The sequence below is a fragment of the bacterium genome (assembly GCA_030697645.1).
Taxonomy (GTDB): Bacteria; Patescibacteriota; Minisyncoccia; order Phycocordibacterales; family VMGT01; genus JAUYPI01.
This window is the reverse complement of record JAUYPI010000015.1, coordinates 1-18907: the sequence shown is the minus strand read 5'-3', so window position 1 is coordinate 18907 and position 18907 is coordinate 1. Positions and strand designations below refer to the sequence as shown.

Genomic DNA, 18907 nt, shown 5'->3' with positions numbered 1-18907 from the left:
ACCTTGCGGCGGGGTTTTCCTTTGTTCCAAAATACCAAACGCGCTAGACTTTATAGAGTATGCAGCCGATCACCTGGGATGAGTATGAATACGAAGCGCGCGAACACGGCGCCGACTGGTATTGGGCGCTCGGCATCCTCGCCGCGGCACTCACGGTGGCCGCCCTCATGTTTCAAAACGTGCTGCTCGCGATACTCATCGTCATCAGCGCGGTCTCGCTCGGACTCATCGCCTCGCGAGCTCCTCGCCTGCGGCGCTTCGAGCTCGGTGATCGCGGCATCTCGCTCGACGACACGCTCTATCCCTACAGTGCATTTGACGCCTTTGGATTAACCAGCGGCGAGCCGCCAAAACTCATCATGCGCCCGCACAAGCTCTTCACGCCCCACCTCACTATCCCCCTGCCGCACGAGCATCTTGATCCCGCGCGCAGTCTCCTCCGCCGCCACCTCATCGAAGAGGCCCTCGAAGAACCACTCTCGGCGCGGCTTATGAGCTGGGTTGGATTCTAGGCGCCCACGGATGGCATACTGACCGCCACCCTGCTATACTCCTCGCACACATTACCCCTCGTCGTTCAATGGACAGGACATGAGATTGCGGATCTCAAAACAGAGGTTCGATTCCTCTCGGGGGGATACGGAGCAAAATCTGCTCGAGAAGAAGCGAGCGCGCGCCCCCATAGTTTAATGGACAAAACGTGAGCTTCCGGAGCTCGAGATCGGGGTTCGATTCCTCGTGGGGGCACCACGACAAACATCAAAACAGCGCGGTCTATACCGCGCTGTTTTGATGTTTGCTCTCTCGTGCATTCGTTATTTCGTCACCGACACCTTTACCTTCTGGCGTTAGGCTCTAGGTTTTAGGGGTTAGGTTTTAGGGCCGATTCGATGTAACGCCGCCATGAGTCGCGCTTTTTTCCGCGCTGCGGTGTTTTTCTTAATGACGCCGCGCTTTGCCGCCTTATCAATCGCGCTGTAAGCCGCGGGGATGAACGCCGCGCCTTCCTCTCGCTTCCCCACCACGATAGACAAGCGCACGCGCTTGATCCCCACGCGCATCGCATCTTTGCGGCGACGGTTGAACACTCGCTTCCGAAGCGAGCTGCGATGGGCCTTTTGGGCTGATTTGGTAATAGGCATGGTTCTTAGAGAGTAGAGAGTGGAAGGTAGAGGGTAGATTGTAGACGACGAACGTCGTCCTACTTTCTACTCTCCACTTTCTACTTTCTACACAAATTTGCGAAAAAAATCAAGGGCGCTATCATGGCGCTATGATTGGTCGACTCACCGGCTCGATTGTCCTCGTTGAGGATCACGCCATTATTCTCGACGTTCATGGCGTCGGCTACCGCGTGCGCGTGGGCGCCGACGCGCGCGCGGCACTCCGTCCCGCACCAGGGAGCGCAGGGCACGGCGCCGCGCGCGGCGAGGTCTCCCTCTGGACGCACCTTGTGGTGCGAGATGACGCGCTCGAGCTCTTCGGCTTCCGTGAGCGCGACGAACTCTCGCTCTTCGAGCGGCTCATATCGGTCTCCGGCATCGGGCCAAAATCCGCTCTTGCGATCCTCGACCTCGCGCCGGTCGAGACCCTGCGGAGCGCGATTGCGCGCGGCGACACTTCCTACCTCACCAAGGTCTCCGGCATCGGCAAAAAGACGGCCCAAAAAATCGTGCTCGAACTCCGCGACTCGCTCGCAAGCGCACGCGAGGCGGATAGCGCGGGCGAGGACTACGGCGATGTCATTGACGCCCTCACCACCCTCGGCTACAGCGCCCGTGAGGCACGGGAAGCACTCAAAAAAATGCCGCCAAGCACCGCAGACACGAGCGAGAGGATCAAGGCGGCGCTCAAGACCTTAGGCTCCTCGCCAAAATAATTTGCGGAACTCGTGTTCAATGTGCGTTCAGATGTGGCTTGGCGCGCAATGAACGAAACCGTAGGCGTACTGGTTGTACGACGAGGATTTCGTGATTGAGCACGAGCCGCAGGTGAATGCGCAGTGAGCGCGAGGTTCGTAAAGTTATTTGGGCGAGGAGCCTTAGGCTCCCGACCGTAACACCATGGCACAAACTAAAAAACAAAAAGGTGGCGTGCGTTTTCGCACCATCATACACTACTACTGGCTCCAGATGAAAAAATACCGCTGGTCGTTTTTTTCGGCTCTCTCTTTCTATGCGACCGGAACGCTCATCTCGAACGGAGTCACGCCGGTCCTCTACCGCAGACTCATAGACGCCATATCAAGCGAGCCGGAGAAGTCAGCGATCGCGCAGACGCTTTTTCACCTGCTCTTTTTTGTTGTGATAGCCGCCGTGGCAAGCAATATCGCCTATCGCCTGGCGGACTACCTGCTTTGGAAATCGCAGCGCAAGATAATCCGGGCGCTTGCGAATGACGCATTCGTGCGGATCACCCGGCATTCGTATAGTTTTTTCAGCAACACGTTCGTCGGCTCGCTCGTCGCGAGCACGCGCCGTTATATAGACGCATTTCAAAACATGCAAGAAGTATTCGCCTTCAACTTCTGGATGAACGGCCTGCTTCTCGTTGTGGTACTGGTGGTGCTTTTCCAAGCATCGCCGGGAATAGCGATTTTCTTCTTTCTGTGGAGCGTCGCATTCATCGCGATCGTTTTATTGTTTATCCGAAAACAACGCCCGTATGATCTCGCCGAGGCAGCGGAAGATTCAAAGGTGACCGGCCGCATCGCGGATGTGATTACGAACATTCTCAATATAAAAATGTTCGCGTCGAGCAGACGTGAGTATGACGCATTTACGGTCTACACCGGCCGCCAAGAAGAAGCACGGCGTCAAGCATGGAATTTTGAGATCGTCATGTACGCGGCACAGGGGACGCTCATGATGCTCCTTGAGATCGTCGGTATGTATCTTTCAATCCGCTTCTGGCTTGCGGGCGCCCTTTCGACGGGAACCGTGGTACTCGTACAGCTCTACTTCGGCAGAATTTTTAACAGTCTCTGGTTTCTCGGAAATTCGATAAGCCGCTTCACCAGAACGCTCTCAAACGCATCAGAACTTGTCGAGGTGTTCGAAAAAAAATCGGACATTAGCGATCCCGACGCGCCGGAAGAATTCCATATCGCCGGGGGCGAGATCGTATTCGACCGCGTGACATTTGCGTATCATAAGCAAAAAATCTTCTCCGATTTTTCTCTCAAGATTCGGGCAGGAGAAAAGGTCGGCATCGTCGGCCACTCGGGCGCCGGCAAAACCACGATCACGAAACTCATCCTCCGCTTCGCGGATGTAGAGGAGGGCGCAGTCCTCGTAGACGGCCAGGACGTCCGGCGGCTCAAACAGGATGACCTCCGCGCTGCCATCTCCTACGTACCGCAAGACCCTATCCTCTTCCACCGGAGTCTCGGCGAGAACATCGCCTACGGCAAGCCCGGTGCGAGCGAATCGGAAGTCATCGAAGCGGCAAAAAAAGCCCACGCGCACGACTTTGTGAGCGCGTTTCCTCTGGAGTACGAGACACTTGTTGGTGAGCGCGGCGTGAAGCTCTCCGGCGGCGAACGTCAACGGGTGGCCATTGCCCGCGCTATGCTTAAAAATGCGCCGATTCTCCTCCTCGACGAAGCGACCAGCTCACTCGACAGCCTAAGCGAGCGCTACATCCAAGACGCATTCGCCGAACTCATGCAGGGAAAAACGACGGTCGTCATTGCACACCGCCTGAGTACCATTCAAAAAATGGATCGCATCATCGTGCTTGAGAAGGGCGTCGTCACAGAGGACGGGACACACGACGCGCTGCTCGCGCGCAAGGGCATCTATTATACGCTTTGGACACACCAAGTGAGCGGGTTCATCGCATAAGTGAAAAAATAAGTGGAAAAATGAAAATATGGCCGTCCCCAACAAATATCTCGCGCTCATCAAGGCGAACTGGCAGCGCGGGCTTACCTACCGCTTTACCATCGTCGCGTACCGCGTCGGCGAGATCGCGGAAATGCTCCTGGTGCTCGTGTTATGGTCGGCAATCTTCAGCGCAAGCGGCGAGCCACTACTCCGCGATTTTACCTATCAAGAAATGGTTACGTATTTCCTGATCGGCAACCTCTTCAACATGGTCGTTCGGAGTTTCGCCGAAGACCGCATCGCGAATGACATCAAGCGAGGGCGGCTGTCCGTATACTTGCTGCAGCCAGTGAGCTACCTCGGCGCAAACTTTGTTCGGGGGTTCGCAAGCCTGGCGACCTTGATGTCGGTCGCGAGCCAACTTATAGTCATGCTCTTCTTCCTCAACACGATCGCCATCAACACTAACCTTGCATATCTTGTGGTGATCACCACGATGGCGATCTTCGCTTTTGTCATAGAATTCATGATCGCATACCTCATAGGCCTCATTGCGTTTTGGACGGATGAAACGGACGGTGTTTCTGCGAGTATTTCTCGCATTAAACGTTTCTTCGCCGGAAGCTACTTTCCATTGAACCTCCTCCCGGCGACATTCGTCAATATAAGCTTCCTGCTTCCGTTCGGGTACTCTTTCTTTATTCCCGCGCAACTGTACCTCAAAAAGATCGACCTCTCCCTCGGCCTGAAGGGACTCGTTGTCGAGGTGGTGTGGATCATCGCGCTCTATGGCGTCATTGCGCTCGTCTGGAGATGTGGCTTAAAACGATACGAAAGTATCGGAATCTAACCATGCCTGTCATATCCGTAGACAATCTCTCGCGCACATATACATTCTACAAAAAAGACCCCGGCGTCGTGGGGTCGCTCAGTGCGCTCATTAATAGAAAAACCGAAGAGGCGCGTGCGGTCGATACCATTTCGTTCTCTATTGAAGAAGGCGAGCTCGTCGGTTTCCTCGGACCAAACGGCGCAGGCAAAACCACGACCCTCAAAATGCTCTCGGGACTCATTCACCCGACGAGCGGCCGACTTTCTGTGCTCGGTTACGAGCCGAGACGACGTGAAAAAGTCTTCCAAAAACAATTCGCTCTCGTCATGGGGCAGAAAAGTCAGCTTTGGGAAGACTTGCCTGCATACGAAGGATTCGTGCTGAATCAGGCGATTTATGAGCTGGACGACGCGACGTTTCGGGCAAATTTGGACGAGCTTGTTGCGACGCTCGACGTCCGCGACATCCTCCATGTACAAACACGAAAACTCTCGCTCGGACAGCGCATGAAATGCGAGCTCATCGCCGCACTGCTCCACAATCCACGAGTCCTGTTCCTCGACGAGCCTACCATCGGCCTTGATGTCGTCGCGCAACAGAATATGCGCGAATTCATCAAAAAATATAACCGCCAACAAAAGACAACGATACTGCTAACCTCGCACTACATGGAAGACATCAAGGAGCTCTGCGAGCGTATAATCATCATAAACCTTGGGCGCATCATCTATGACGGACCACTCAAGGCGCTTATCAATAAATACGCCACGCACAAGGTACTCACTATAACCTTTAATCAGGGGGGCGCTTCCCATGGAGAACTCGCCCGCTACGGCGAGGTCGACTATCAGAGTCCATTCCACTCAATCGTGAGCGTGCCACGGAGTGAAGCGACTGCGGTTGCCTCAGCGCTTCTCTCCTCCGGCCTGCCCGTTGACGACATCCTGATAGACGAGCCGAATATAGACGACGTGATCCGACAAATTTTCCAAAACGCGCACGCACGCTCCTAAACGAACCCTCCGGGTTTACTATTTATGCCACATTATATCCCACGCCCCCTGTGCCGCGCCTATCATTACCTCTTGGCCCTTGTCGGCGCAGCGCTGTATCGCTTCCCCGCCCGCTCGCTCACGGTGATTGGCATTACCGGCACGAAGGGAAAAACGACTGTCTCTGAGCTCATCACGGCGATTTTGGAGGAGGCGGGGTATACGGTCGCGCTCGCAAACGGCGTGCGATTCAAAATCAGCTCGTGGGAGGAGCGTAACCTCTCGCGAATGACGATGCCGGGCAGGTTTTTTCTTCAACGATTTTTACGCCGCGCGCTTTCGCGTGGTGCAACGCACGCGGTGATCGAAATGACCTCCGAAGGAGCAGCGCAGCACCGCCACCGCTTCCTCGCGCTCGACGCGCTCGTCTTCACCAATCTCGCACCCGAGCACATCGAATCGCACGGATCATACGAGGCGTACCGCGACGCAAAGCTCTCGATCGCGCGTTCGCTCGCGAACTCGCCAAAGCGGCAGAGGGTAATGGTCGCGAATGCAGACGACGAAGCGGGCTCACTCTTCCTCGCCGCCGTCCGCGCCGTTAGAAGCGCTGCTTCGAACGGGGCCAGCCCAGCACGACCCTGCCCATATTCGCTCAAAGACGCCGAGCCGTATGAGATTAAAAACGACGGCATCGCCTTTACATTTGACGGCCACCTCATAACCTCGCCGCTCGTCGGCGTCTTCAACCTCTCAAACATCCTCGCCGCAGCAACCCTCGCGAAAGGCATCAGCATCGAGACGGAGATCATCGCATGCGCCATCGCCTCGTTCGCCGGAGTGCCCGGCCGGATGGAATATATACGAGAAGGACAAACATTTGACGTTATCGTGGATTATGCGCATACGCCCGATTCCCTGAGGGCCGTGTACCAGTTTCTCAGGGAATCAATTTTCAATTTTCAATTTTCAATTTTCAAACAAATTCCAAATTCAAAAATTCAAAAATTCAAAACGTCGAACGACGATACGAAAAAACTCATCTGCGTGTTAGGGGCTACCGGTGGGGGGCGGGACAAGTGGAAGCGGCCGGAGATGGGACGCATCGCGGCGGAGTATTGCGACAGTATCATTCTCACCGATGAAGATTCATATGATGAGCCGCCAGAAAAAATAATCGAAGAAATCAAGTCAGGGGCGATAAACAACAAATTCCCAGTTACTAGTGACCAGTTACGAGTCCCCGGTAACCAGTTACCAATTACCAGTCCCCAGATAATTATCGACCGCCACCTTGCCATCCGCACCGCACTCGGCATAGCACGGCGCGGCGACGTCGTCGTCATCACCGGCAAGGGCTCCGACCCCTCAATCTGCGGCCCACGTGGCACAAAAGTGGCGTGGAGCGATGCCGCGGTGGTGCGGCAGGAACTTGCGCGACTTCGGTGAGAAATAGAAGTCGCACAGCTGTTTAGTTTTAGGATACAATACCGGCATGAATGAATTCGGGTGGGTTATCGGCATGTTTCTCCTCTTCGGCCTCATCTGGTTTGCAGGAGGCGGGCCAGCACGCGGGCCGGGTGGAGGGCTTTTTCTGAACCAGCAGCAGACGCTTGGCGTGCCGACCGCGCGCGATGATGCTTCGGGGACTCCGGCCTCGGCAGACAAACCGCCGAAGCAGCGCACAAAAGAGGAGATCGCGCGCGAGCTTGAGCGCATCCGCGAGGAAGTGCGAAAAGTCGAAGAGGTAGTGGCGCGGCTTGAGGAGGAAGCCCGATACTCCCCATTTCACGGAGAGGTTACGCTTGAGCTCGCGCACGCACGCGCGAGCGAACCTGTGCGCGAGTATCTTGAGCTCCGCCGCTCGCGCAATGCGCTCGTGCCTGCGCCGGTCACCGGCTGGACGCTCACGAGCCCAATCACCGGGCGGAGCATCGTCATCGGCGAGGCGGTGCGTATTCCCTTGCTCGGCCGCGTCAATGTCACGGCGCCAATCGCCCTCGCGCCGGGGGAGCGCGCCTATATCCTCACTGGCCGCTCGCCGAATGGCATGTCGTTCCTCCCGAACATCTGCACCGGCTACTTTGAGCAGTTCCAAAATTTTACGCCCTCGCTCTCTCGTGAATGCCCGCGTATCAAGAATGAGCCGCTCCCGCCGTCGCACCGCCCGGAAGCCCGTGCCTACGGTGCCTCATCGCTTGAGGACGCCTGCCTCGACTATATCGAGCGCGTCGGCGAGTGCACCGTGCCAGTCTCGATCCCGCCAACCCTCTCCCCTGCCTGTCAGGAATTTATCGTCAAGACGGCGAATTATGACGCCTGCGTCGAGCGCCACCGCGGAGAAGAAAACTTTTTCAAAGACGACTGGCGTCTTTACCTCGGCCGCGACGAGGAGTTGTGGAAAGAAAAGCGCGAGGTGATTGAGCTCCGCGATTCGGACGGAAAACTCGTGGACCTGGTGGTCTATTAAATTGACACGATTTAGAAAGTATGCTAGTCTATTTTTAGACGCATATCCGTGATTCTTTCCACGGCATAGGAGGAGAGCTGGGGCCTTTGCTCCGCATGCTCTTCTATTGCGGTTTAGTATTCCTCTTTCTCATTCTCGACTTCAAGATGCTCTTGAAGCCCTTTATTGGGAAAAAGGGAGTGTGCCGAGACCTCGTCGTGGCATTCAAAAAAAGAATCCCAGCGTTGACGAGGACACATAAGCCGCCTCCTTATTTCCAGCCGCACCACCTATGAGGACTCGATATGAGCAAGCCTGATGATCCCCGTGAGTACGAGGAGCTGGAAGTTATTATCCGCGTCGTACTGGGCAAGAATCAGCCGCGCAAGAAGCGGATCGTCCTGGAGATTCTCCCTGATGGCACTACCGCCGTCGGAAAGGAGATCTCCGATCGGACAAAACAACCAAGCGGAAAGTAGAGGAGACTTTTCGTGGCAACGCGACGAAGATCAAGGGCGAAGGCATGGTCGAGATTTTTCTTCGGCACACCCCGGCGCTTTGTACTAACAGTACTCGCCATTACAACACTAGCGCTGATACGCCACTTCGCGCCGGGCACGATTACTCAAGTAGTACGCGGCCTTGTCGGGGAGCTTGAGCCCTTGCTCACCATGCTCTTCTATTACGGTTTAGTGTTCTTCCTCCTTAGGCTCGGTTTCAAGTTAATCCTGAAACCACTTATCAGAAAATAATGTTAAGGAGCTACCGATGAACATGTAGTGCCCAACCCCTTTCGGTTTACGGCTTTGATGCCCTGTAGCTTCGGCTGCAGGGCATTACTCTTTTCCTTTCAAAGCGTCGGATACGGAAGCGGCACGCCGGTTGTCGGCGAGGGCTCGTCAGAGGGTTCGTCAAAAGACGGAGACGGCTCCTCGTTCGGTGTGGGTACCTCCGATGCCACCCCGAGCGGCGCCCTGCAATCGTAGATCCAGAGCGATTTTCGCTCGGGCACTGCACGCTCATAGTTCGCGAGCGTCATCTCGGACATGAACGCTATGTCGATCAAAGCAACACGCTCCGCTCCCTGGTGCGCGCGATTCCATGTGTAACAAAGGTAGGAACCGTAGTGCTGCCGATAGATAGCAAAATCCCCAAGGTAGAGATTCATGAGGTACTTCCGCCACCGTTCGGTCGGGTACATCGCGGCGACAGAGCGCGGCTTTTCATACGATACCGCGGCGCCGCCGCGTAGGAGATCTACGCTCTGCCCGCCCTCAAGCGTGCCGACGATGACATACCAACCGTCCTCGCGGAGCGGCGGTGAGAACATTGCCCATCGCTGATCGAGGCGTGTGAGGTGCGCGACATCACGCGCCGCATGCGGCAGAGAAAACGAGGCCTGCGGCAGTTCGTCTATATTCCACGCCAAAACGATCCCAATAAAAAGGAGCCCGCATGCGGCACTCATCGCGCGAGAGCCCGCGGACACCATCGAGCGCCGCGGCCGTTCTGCAGCCATGGCCGCCAATGTCGCGGGTATGCATATATTCCTTCGCCTCCGAGCCACCCGCACGTAGAGCCATTCCCCGAGTGCGGAGACTGGCGGCAATGTGAGCATCGGCGCCAGAAACCAAATGATTGGCGACGCCCGAATAACCGCGACAACTCCATCGAACACAAAGTGCCGCCTCCCGTCCGCGTCAACGACAACCCAGGAATTATGCTCTGCCATCTCGCGAGCCGCGCGCTCGTCAGTCGCAGCCACGAGGAGCCGTGCAGGAGCGAGAAGCAAAAATGTCTTCAGGTAGCGGGAGAGCGAGGCGCAAAAGCCGCACTCGCCGTCGTAGTATATCGTGAGCCCCGCGCGCTGTCGCGCTCGAGCGTGGCGCGAAGCGAAGTCCCACACGAAAGAGGGCAAGAGCGCGAGCATAGTGATTATCCCGATCCAGGGGAACGGCCCGAGCCGCATGCTCGCCATGAACCCGAGATGCATCGCGATGAACCCCGCGACCGCAGCAAAACGCAGCTGACGCGTAAATACCGGAGCGAACAAAAGCAGCGGCCCGAAGAGCTCGAAGAGAAGCGTCGCGAACGTGAGCAGCCGCAGAAGATCGGGAAACTGGAGTAAAAAGTACCCGAACGGCCTCGTAAACTGATCGATGCTCAATGCGTAGTAGATCGCCGACCCTTCTCGTGTCCACTCGACGCTAGTTTTAACCAAACCCGCAAAGACATAGACCGCAGCGACCTGGATCATGAAACCCGCAGTCCATACTGAAGCATGGCGCTCGCCACTTACGGACGACGACCTTCGCACGCAGTCCACGCTGTACCGCGCGCCCCACGGGAGAAACATCGCGAAGAAAAGCGTGGCGCGCATGAAGATGTCTCCCCCTTGGAGAATCAACGGGTTCCTCGTCTGAAGTGAAATCAAAAGAAGCCAGGAGGCGATCGTGGCCACGCGCGTCTTGTAGCCGACGAGGAGCATCAGAGCAAACACCGCCGCGATGACAAAAAGCACCGCCTGCGCCTCCCACGACCCGTCGAGAAAATGAAGCGAAAGAAAGAAGGGCTCGTGATACCATCGAAGCGCAACCTCACGAGGAAAAACACCAAGGTCAGTATAGTGCGCGAGGAGCCCTTGCGCCCGCCCCGCGAGGTCGAAGAGGATCAGCGTCGCAAAGCTCACGCGAAAGAGCGCGAGGGAGCGAAGGTCGAGAGAGAAAATTTCCTTGAATCGCGACCAGTAGGGAACAAAAAAACTCATACATCCATTCTAATACTTTCTACTCTCTACTTTCCACCCTCCACTCTCTCCATGCACGAAAACAAAACGACCCCTGCCGCAACGGCGACATTGAGCGACTCTTTCCTGCCACGCATGGGGATTTCGAGTACCGTATCCGCGAGCGCAAGCGCGCTTGTCGAGAGTCCGCGGACCTCGTTGCCGAAAATAAACACCGTCGGTCCACAAACGCGAAACGAGCGATAGTCTTGTGCCTGTGGCGCCTGCTCGACAGCAACGAGCGCGACGCCTTCGCTCTTGAGCCGCCCCAAAAGCGGCGCGAGGCGCACATGGCGCTCCCAGCTCACCATCCGCTCGGCACCAAGCGCGACTTTTGCCAAGTCCCCACGCGCTCTCCCGAAGCGATCGGTCGGTGTCGGCGTGTAGCCAGTGAGAAAAATACGTGCTACGCCCGCGCTCTCTGCGGTGCGAAAAATCGAACCGACGTTGTACGCACTCCGTATATTATGCAAAATTACGTACGTATGCATCAGTAACTATCGTATGCTACACTTTTCGTATGCTCAACCCGTTTCCTGATCTCCTCGACTTTGCGCTTGTCGCACCGGCACTCCTGCGCCTTACCGCAGGGCTCATATTTCTCAACCTCGGCGTACTCAAACTCCATCGCGAGAGGGGGCGTTGGATGCGCTCGCTCACAGCTCTGCGATTGAAACCCGCGCGCGGCCTCCTCATACTGTTCGCGGCAATCGAGATCGTCGGCGGTGCGCTACTTCTTACTGGTCTCCTTACACAGGTTGCCGCGCTCGTGCTTGCGCTCTTTCTCCTCGCCGAGCTCGTCATCGAACTCCTCGCTCCCGATGCGCTCGCCCGCACGCTTCCCTTCTATCTCCTGCTTTTTGCCATCTCCCTCTCCCTCCTTTTCTCGGGCGCGGGGTTCTTCGCTTTCGACCTGCCGCTCTAAGCGTGCAGCACCCATACGCAATACGCATCGGCCGCACTAATGACGAACCATGAACTCCTCGTTAGTCTTGCGCCTGCAAGCTAAACGCTATACGCTAAAATTGCATATTTCCGCCCCTAGCTCAATTGGTAGAGCGGGACCCTTTTAAGGTCACGGTTCCGGGTCCGAGTCCCGGGGGGCGGACACTATTGGACTCGTTCCATAAAATTCCCCGAAATCCTTACGCGGCAACGACTTCTGAGGTTCGAACCTCGCGTGAATCGCGCGGACTTCCCTCGCGCAATTTTTGATGGCCTCAAGCGGTTTGGGCAGAGAGCGTATTGTGACGCGCTGCGATAAAAGAAAAACGGCCTCTTATCGGCCGCGTGCACGACGCACCTGCACCGTATCGAATGCGCATCTGTTGATAACCCGCTGGACGAGTACTCTTCGCGTTGTCATCACATTATGTATGGAAATAGAATCAAAGGAACAAAATATATTCAAATACAAGGGACCCGCCTCACTGAAAGCTATTGAGGAAAGATTGTTAGAAATTGAACACGAAAAGCCGTACCGCATCTTTAATCTCAAGGAATACTATTCTGCCAGTATTGAAGACTTCATTGAAGGCGAGGATATTGAATTTCTTAATGTGCAAAAAACACAGCTCCAGCTCAAACGACAATTTATTCTGGACAAACGAGAAAGCTGGTTACCTAAAACGATATGGAGCTTCTTGGTGCCTATTGTCCTTGCGATTATAGCAGCATATATCACCACCATTTTTACAAAGTGAAATGAAGGAAGAGCGCGGATGAAACTATGTAGCGATCTTTCAGACCAAGGAGAGAATAAACCGCTCGAGCGCGGAGTCGAGTTCCTCGATGCCGCGGCGGGCGTCGTGGTAGAGTCCGACGAGATCTCCGGCAAGAGAGCGGAGCTCTTCCGGCTTGAAGCGCGCGGCATAGCGCTTTGACTTACTGAAAACGAATGGCTTGAGGCCGGCCTCGTCTGCGCTTGAGGAAGCGCTTGCGGCTAACATTGCCCGCGCTTGCCAGCAGAGTATGTTGTGAATCTCCTCCGGTGCCTTTCCTTCGATAAGCCGCGCGCGAGCGTAGCGTACCCAAAGCGCTTTTTTGTCGCGCTCTCCGAGCGCGTCCGCGAGCGCAAAGAGGGCGGGGTCGTAGTCACGCCGCCCGCGTCCAGCCCCTTCCACGGAAGGGGCTGGACTCCGAAACGTCTTTACCGCCACAGCCACAAGCACCTTCGCGGTCGCCGCGTCGACCGCGCCGCGCTCGAAAACGACAAACGCGTTCTCGGAACTCTCAAGTAGCGGAGCAGCAGCGACGAGCGCCTCACGGCTCGCCGCGCTCTCACACGCGCCGTCAAGCACCACAATGGTCTTCGCCTCAAAAAGCCCCCGCGCACCGCAGAGCTCCACGAGGCGATCATCCGTCACCTCCTCGCCTTCAAGGCGCACCTCGTGCGCGCTCGGCCGCTTGGTCCGAAGCGTCTGAAGCAGCTCGCGCTTGCGCGCGAGCGAAGCGTCCACGTTTTCACCAAAAATGAAATACAGCATTCAGAACGAAAAATAAATAGTCTCGATTTTTCTTGATCTGAGATTACAAAATTGCCGACGGAGACATCCGATATCAACCACGACGAAGCTCCAATCTCCAACCAACAATTTCCAAACAAGTTCCAATGATTCAAATCTCAAATCACAAACACGCCGCAGTCCGTGTTTGGAAATTGGATTTTGAGTATTGTGATTTGTTTGGAGCTTGTTTTTTGGAGCTTGGAATTTTCGCACGGCGGGGGACATCGGAGTCTCGGATTTCGTAATTTACCATCTTGATGTTCTTGAGCATGGAGCCAAACAGTCCCATATCTCCTTACAGCGCTTACATCCACTCCGGCGCTCTGATGCCGAGGAGGGAGAGGCCGTTTTTGAGGACCTGCGCGACGGCGGCGGTGAGAGAGAGTCGGTAGCTCGAGAGCTCCGGATTGTCGGGGTCAATGATCGTGTGGCTCGCGTAAAAGCTGTTGAAACTCGCTGCAAGTTCGGTGAGGTAGGTGGTAACGTGGTGTGGTTCGTACTCCTCGAGCGCGTGCGAGACAACTTCGGGGAATTGATAAAGAAGGCGGTCGAGCGGAGAGGGTGGAAAGTGGAAAGTGGAAAGTGGATTATTGTATTCGATGCTCGCCTGTCGCGCTTTCTCCATGACCGAGCACGCGCGAACATAGGCGTATTGGAGGTACGGTCCCGAATCTCCTTCGAGAGAAAATGATTTTTCGGCGTCGTAGATGATGTCGCGGCTCCGATTCTGCCGCAAGATCGCGTACTTGAGCGCGCCGACGCCTACTGCCTCGGCGACCGCCTCACGCTCCTCCCCCGCGAGCACATCGCTCACGCGCATTTTCTCGCGTGCAAGCGCGATCGAGTCCTCGATCAGCGACTCACCGGTGATGACCGTGCCCGTACGGGAGGACATTTTGCCTGTTGCAAGACGCAACATGCCGTGCGTAATGTGATGCGTCCTCGACGCAAGGTCGGGAAATATTTTTGCCATCGCAGCAAGAAGGACCCTAAAGTATTCGGTGATTTCGTTTGCCGTCACGATAACCGACTGGCCATAGGGATATTTCTCGTACTTCATCTCTGCAAGCGCGAGCTCTTTTGCTTCATACGTCGGCAAACCATCGCGTGTCAAAAATACCCTCGTGTGGAGACCTTCTCTCTCGCCGCGAAAGATGGTCGCCCCATCGCTCTCCTCGAAGACGCCGCGCGCCTTGTACTCCTCGACGAGCTGCTTCCCCGGGCCCGCCACCTCGGACTCAAAGAAATAGTAATCAAATTTTGTTCCGAGTTTCGCATACAACTCCTCGAAATGGTCGAGCGACCACTGCCGCCCGGCATCGTACAGTCGGTTTATCTCTGTGTCGGAACGATCATATATCTTTCGATTGAGATGCTGTATCTCATGTTTCGCGTCCGCGTCCTCCTCATACGCCGCGGCCCCGAGCACATAGGCCACTCCGAGGTAGGCCGTGCGTTCGGAGAGCGGCGCGCTCTCCTCGGGGCACTCACCCGCCTTACTCTGCATCCCCCAGATCGCCTTTGCGACGTGAAGGCCGACGTCGCCTTGGTAATTCGCGCGCTTGACCTCGGCGCCGGAAAATTCAAATACTCGCGCGATTGACTCGCCGATCACGTTCGTCATCAGGTGCCCGATATGGAAGACCTTGAACGGATTCGGGTCAGTATACTCGACCATCACTTTTTTGCCGACCAGAGTTTCGTTTCTGCCGAACCGCTCACCCGCCTCGAGCACGCGCGTGACGCTCGAAGCAAAAAATTGCTGCGAGAGAAAAAAATTTATAAAACCATGTCCTGCAACCTCGATTCGCTCAATCTCAACGGGCTTCCGATCTTCAAGCGCCACGGCAAGCTGCGTCGCAATCTCTCGCGGCGACTTCCCGAGCTGCCCTGCCGCAATAAGCGCCGCGTTCGTTGCGTAGTCGCCACGCGAGACATCCGCCGGATGTTCGAGCGAAAACGTGTTTTCCCCGGCGCCACACCGATGGAGCACCGCGGCGATCAGCGCCAAAAGTTTTTCCCGTATCTCCATCAAGGTCATGGTACCACGAGCGAGGGGGCAAAGGTACATCAAAAAAATTCCAAGCTCCAACCAACAATCTCCAAACAAATTTCAAATTTTGAGTATGGTGATTTGTTTGGAGACGGGTTTTTTGGAATTTGGAAATTCGTTTTGCTCTTTACACTGTTGTTTTTCTCTTTGCGCTTTTCGCTTTTATAAAAAAGCCCCACCGCTCTATCTCTGTGACAGATGTGCGGTGGGGGATAAGAGGGGTGCGTGTAAGATCGAGAACCTACACGGAGTCTACCTTCTTCTATTGAGAGGATCGAAAAACTGTAGCAGGTCTATGAAAACCCGAACGTCGCATCGCGCACTTTACTGCTGAAAGCACGCAGTACGATTGGGTCTGCCGGCGTGAGGAAAACTACGCCACATTTAGGAGGCTCGGGCCTCCTTCTCCTTCTCGTTACCTAACCGTAAAACGCGCTGTCGACCAGCCGGTGTGCCAATAGCAACACACCACCAGCTACAGCTCCGACCAACACCCGTACGGTGTAAGGCGCGGCCTGTTCCATAAATGGGGAACCGGACTATCAGCTTCCCCCACTCCTGAAAACCTTGTCAACAACCAGCAGAATAACCGCGGCGGTCAGGAGCCCTTGCCAGTTACCCTGGAGGTAAACGCCGAAGTCAAGCGCTACCTTCTGGATTGGGCCGAACAGAACCCAGAGCGCGGTCAGGGCTAAAACAATACCCCACACGCCCCCGCCGATGGTGCTCACCCATTGGCCAGCTTTCTCAAACATGCTTAATCACCTCCTCTCTGTTTTGTATTCGATCGCGACGGCTTGTTTCGCCTTCAATCGCACCGAAGCGATCGTTGTCTAGCCAGTAGTATAGCACCATCATCGCCTACCCAAAGTACGCACGGTGGATAAGTCTGTCGATCAAAAATCGTCGCGCGTTTAACAAAAACCAAAAAACAGGCTACTCTTACTGCAGAAATCTTTTGGAAACTCGAGGGTGGAAATGGCTGTGACCGTATTGCAGCAACTCTCGAACAGAGAGCCGAAAGGCACAACAGCAAAGCGGAGGACTTTGAAATGTCTAAAACTAAGCAGCGGAGCGGCGTGGTCGTATACGTCACGCCGGAAATCGCTCTTGATCAGTCGCTGCTCACATACACCGGCGGGCTTGGCGTACTCTCCGGAGGACATGTGCGCACGGCATACGAAATGGGGTATCCGACGCTAGCGGTGACCATACTACCTCGGACGGGCTACTACCGGCAGGATGTCTCAGGGAATGAAATGGTGGTACACCACGACAGACGCTATCTCGAGCATGTATTGCATGATACTCGGGTACGGCTGAACATCCCCATTGGAGGAAAGCCGGTGTATGTCGCGGTTCGAGAATTACGGGAAGATGTGTTCGGCAACTGCCGCATTCTTTTCCTCGACACGGATATTGCAGAAAACGAAAACCCAGCCGAAGGGAGCATCGGGCGCACGAATACCATGGGCCTCTATGGCGGCGCCCGGGTCCAAGGGACAAACATGGACCGGAAGGTCGCGCACTCGCTTATTCTCGGCGTAGGCGCGGTACTCGCGCCACGCGCGCTCGAGATCGATGTCGCTCTCTATGACGTCCAAGAGAGCCACGCCGTCTTTACCGCCGTCGAGCTCATGAGAGAAGCATGCCGAAGCGCGGCTCCCGGGACGGAACAGTTTAAAAAAGCGCTCGAGCAGGTGCGCTCCCGGGTACTCTTCACGACGCACACGCCGGTGAAAGATGGCAACCCTGAGTATAGTCTTCGGCATGTGCGCTGGCTCTCCGGATATGATGAAGTCCTCCTGCGTGCAGTCGGCTGCACCGATGAATACGATCATTTCAAAATGGCCGAGGTAGGGCGCTACCTTGCCGGAATAACCAAGGCCGTCTCGCGGCGACATTTCGGCATCGCGCACAAGCTCCTCTCTGCGGTAGAAACTGACGCACCGTTCACATACATTACGAACGGCCAACACCGCGGCGACTGGCAACATCCTGATTTCTGCGCTGTATTGGGCGCAGAGGGGCTTGAGCGCGTAAAGAGAGCGCACGTCATCTGGTTTGCGCACGAAGTGCGGCGATGGACCGGCGGGCGGTGCTGGAGTGAGCGCGAGGAAGACGGTGAAGCGTTTACTCTCGGCTGGTGCAGCCGGTTTGCGGCGTATAAACGTCCCGAGCTCCTTCGCGCGGACAAGGGGTGGCTCGTTCGCTTCCTCAAAGAAAAGCGCGCGCGGCTTTTCGTCGCCGGGAAACCACACCCCGATGACGAGAAGATGATACAGGCGTGGAATGAATGGTACGCGCTCTCGAGGGAAGAACCGCGCATAGCGGTTGTCCCTGGCTACGAGCTCGACATGATGCGCGCGGCAAAGCGGGGTCTCCACCTCTGTATCAAAACACCACGAGCGCCGTATGAGGCATGTGGCACATGGGGGATGGGCGGCGCAATGGACGGAACGCTCAGTTTGTCCACGCCGGATGGCTGGTATCTTGAAGCCGATCCGGAAACGTGGTTTCCGTTCGGCTCAAACGGCGTCGGCGACTTCGACCAAGACTCGTTTGACGCTGAGGAGCTCCGCATAAGACTTTCCGAGGTACATCGTATGTTCGTGGAAAACCCCAGCGCATGGTACGACAAAGCACTTAAGGCAAAGTTTGCAGCCGAAGAGCGGTGGAGTACCGATCGCATGTTCCGACAAAACATAGAGCTCTATGAGGCGCTTCGGAGCGAGAGAGGGGCCTAAAATTCTCGCGCCACGCTATACAGTATCAAGGCGCCGCAGACGAAAAAACAGCGCTGAGACACCCACGGTGTCTCAGCGCTGTACTTTTTTTATAGGGGATGGGTGTCCTTCACTATTGTCTTGAAGTCAGACTTCGATAGATTTTGAGATTTACAAGCATAAACCGCTGGCTAAGCCAACGACTGGTGCGTTAAAAAACAGATGTCACATTAAAGTTTGGGTCCGCCGTCGGGCATGTACAGCCGTCGGGGTTAGAATCATTATCGTTGGCAAGAGCGGAATTACTCGAATCTTCCAACCTCGCCGCCAAACAATAATTTTTTACAACATCGCTCGTAGTGCATGCCTGGTAATAATACGACGTACTTCCCGCGGGGTCTTTCGGCGCTATTGGTATTACCCCTTTAGCTTGCAGCGCATTTTCCCATCCGTTTGTTTGTGGATATGAACTGGTCCCGTCATAATACAGCTCTAACGCCAGTTGAATCTGTTTTATGTCGGATATTCGTCTTGAATCTCTTACTTTTGCTGATCCGGTCTGTTGATCAACGCCCGGGTATGTTACTTCGTAAGATGGAGTGGACCCCGTTCTTAAGACACTCTTTGTAACGTCATTCTACCGGCGGCGAACTTGTTTGCAAACTCTCTCGGCGGCATCTTGAGCGCGGAATGGATTCTGGTATAGTTGTACTTCCAGATCGTACGGTAGATTTCT

Annotated in this window: 17 protein-coding genes and 3 tRNA genes; 13 read left to right on the top strand and 7 right to left on the bottom strand. The window is 55.5% G+C overall.

Translation table 11 applies throughout. The features are described from left to right. Positions 1-59: 59 nt before the first annotated feature. The 3 genes from Q8R39_03540 (at position 60) to Q8R39_03530 (ending at position 750) form a co-directional block, all read left to right on the top strand. Positions 60-512, top strand: coding sequence for a hypothetical protein (locus Q8R39_03540; GenBank protein MDP3735472.1), 453 nt, complete (start codon positions 60-62; stop codon positions 510-512). Between the two features lie 54 nt (positions 513-566). Continuing rightward, a tRNA-Arg gene (locus Q8R39_03535) sits at positions 567-638 on the top strand. A gap of 37 nt (positions 639-675) precedes the next feature. Further along, positions 676-750, top strand: a tRNA-Arg gene (locus Q8R39_03530). A gap of 119 nt (positions 751-869) precedes the next feature. On the opposite strand, the gene rpsT is transcribed toward Q8R39_03530, so the two are convergent. Beyond that, a complete protein-coding gene (gene rpsT / locus Q8R39_03525) occupies positions 870-1142 on the bottom strand; it encodes a 30S ribosomal protein S20 (protein ID MDP3735471.1) in 273 nt (90 codons plus the stop codon). 131 nt (positions 1143-1273) lie between these two features. Here rpsT and ruvA point away from each other — a divergent pair, with 131 nt between their 5' ends. The 6 genes from ruvA to Q8R39_03495 all read left to right on the top strand — a co-directional run bounded on the left by ruvA (position 1274) and on the right by Q8R39_03495 (position 8121). Then, a complete protein-coding gene (ruvA, locus tag Q8R39_03520; GenBank protein ID MDP3735470.1) occupies positions 1274-1879 on the top strand; it encodes a Holliday junction branch migration protein RuvA in 606 nt (201 codons plus the stop codon). A 184-nt stretch (positions 1880-2063) separates the two neighbouring features. Next, on the top strand, positions 2064-3845 hold the full coding sequence (locus Q8R39_03515) for an ABC transporter ATP-binding protein (protein MDP3735469.1): 1782 nt from the start codon (positions 2064-2066) through the stop codon (positions 3843-3845). Between the two features lie 28 nt (positions 3846-3873). Next, entirely contained in the window at positions 3874-4677 is an 804-nt protein-coding gene (locus tag Q8R39_03510) for an ABC-2 family transporter protein (protein ID MDP3735468.1), read from the top strand. 2 nt (positions 4678-4679) lie between these two features. Continuing rightward, positions 4680-5672 carry an ATP-binding cassette domain-containing protein gene (locus Q8R39_03505; protein MDP3735467.1) on the top strand — a complete coding sequence of 331 codons (993 nt, stop codon included), beginning with the start codon at positions 4680-4682 and terminating at the stop codon, positions 5670-5672. A 24-nt stretch (positions 5673-5696) separates the two neighbouring features. Further along, complete coding sequence (locus Q8R39_03500; protein ID MDP3735466.1) at positions 5697-7100, top strand: Mur ligase family protein; 1404 nt, start codon at positions 5697-5699, stop codon at positions 7098-7100. Between the two features lie 46 nt (positions 7101-7146). Further along, positions 7147-8121 carry a hypothetical protein gene (locus Q8R39_03495; GenBank protein MDP3735465.1) on the top strand — a complete coding sequence of 325 codons (975 nt, stop codon included), beginning with the start codon at positions 7147-7149 and terminating at the stop codon, positions 8119-8121. Between the two features lie 269 nt (positions 8122-8390). Here Q8R39_03495 and Q8R39_03490 read toward each other — a convergent pair whose 3' ends face one another. The 3 genes from Q8R39_03490 to Q8R39_03480 form a co-directional block, all read right to left on the bottom strand. Further along, positions 8391-8564, bottom strand: a complete 174-nt coding sequence (locus Q8R39_03490; GenBank protein MDP3735464.1) for a hypothetical protein — start codon at positions 8562-8564, stop codon at positions 8391-8393. Between the two features lie 386 nt (positions 8565-8950). Then, positions 8951-10867 carry an HTTM domain-containing protein gene (locus Q8R39_03485; protein MDP3735463.1) on the bottom strand — a complete coding sequence of 639 codons (1917 nt, stop codon included), beginning with the start codon at positions 10865-10867 and terminating at the stop codon, positions 8951-8953. A gap of 26 nt (positions 10868-10893) precedes the next feature. Further along, on the bottom strand, positions 10894-11376 hold the full coding sequence (locus Q8R39_03480) for a TrmH family RNA methyltransferase (GenBank protein ID MDP3735462.1): 483 nt from the start codon (positions 11374-11376) through the stop codon (positions 10894-10896). Between the two features lie 29 nt (positions 11377-11405). On the opposite strand from Q8R39_03480, the gene Q8R39_03475 reads away from it, so the two are divergent. The 3 genes from Q8R39_03475 to Q8R39_03465 all read left to right on the top strand — a co-directional run bounded on the left by Q8R39_03475 (position 11406) and on the right by Q8R39_03465 (position 12588). Beyond that, complete coding sequence (locus Q8R39_03475) at positions 11406-11810, top strand: DoxX family membrane protein (GenBank protein MDP3735461.1); 405 nt, start codon at positions 11406-11408, stop codon at positions 11808-11810. A 110-nt stretch (positions 11811-11920) separates the two neighbouring features. Beyond that, a tRNA-Lys gene (locus tag Q8R39_03470) sits at positions 11921-11993 on the top strand. 106 nt (positions 11994-12099) lie between these two features. After that, the gene (locus Q8R39_03465) at positions 12100-12588 is read left to right on the top strand and encodes a hypothetical protein (protein MDP3735460.1); all 489 of its coding nucleotides are present in this window, start codon (positions 12100-12102) and stop codon (positions 12586-12588) included. 39 nt (positions 12589-12627) lie between these two features. On the opposite strand, the gene Q8R39_03460 is transcribed toward Q8R39_03465, so the two are convergent. From Q8R39_03460 to Q8R39_03450, 3 genes are all read right to left on the bottom strand, one after another. Next, positions 12628-13371 carry a hypothetical protein gene (locus Q8R39_03460; GenBank protein ID MDP3735459.1) on the bottom strand — a complete coding sequence of 248 codons (744 nt, stop codon included), beginning with the start codon at positions 13369-13371 and terminating at the stop codon, positions 12628-12630. Between the two features lie 325 nt (positions 13372-13696). Beyond that, on the bottom strand, positions 13697-15424 hold the full coding sequence (gene argS / locus Q8R39_03455) for an arginine--tRNA ligase (protein ID MDP3735458.1): 1728 nt from the start codon (positions 15422-15424) through the stop codon (positions 13697-13699). Positions 15425-15987: 563 nt separating this feature from the next. Continuing rightward, positions 15988-16200, bottom strand: coding sequence for a hypothetical protein (locus Q8R39_03450; protein ID MDP3735457.1), 213 nt, complete (start codon positions 16198-16200; stop codon positions 15988-15990). A gap of 297 nt (positions 16201-16497) precedes the next feature. Here Q8R39_03450 and Q8R39_03445 point away from each other — a divergent pair, with 297 nt between their 5' ends. After that, positions 16498-18192 (top strand): hypothetical protein, encoded by a 1695-nt coding sequence (locus Q8R39_03445; protein ID MDP3735456.1) that lies wholly within the window; start codon positions 16498-16500, stop codon positions 18190-18192. Positions 18193-18907 lie beyond the last annotated feature (715 nt).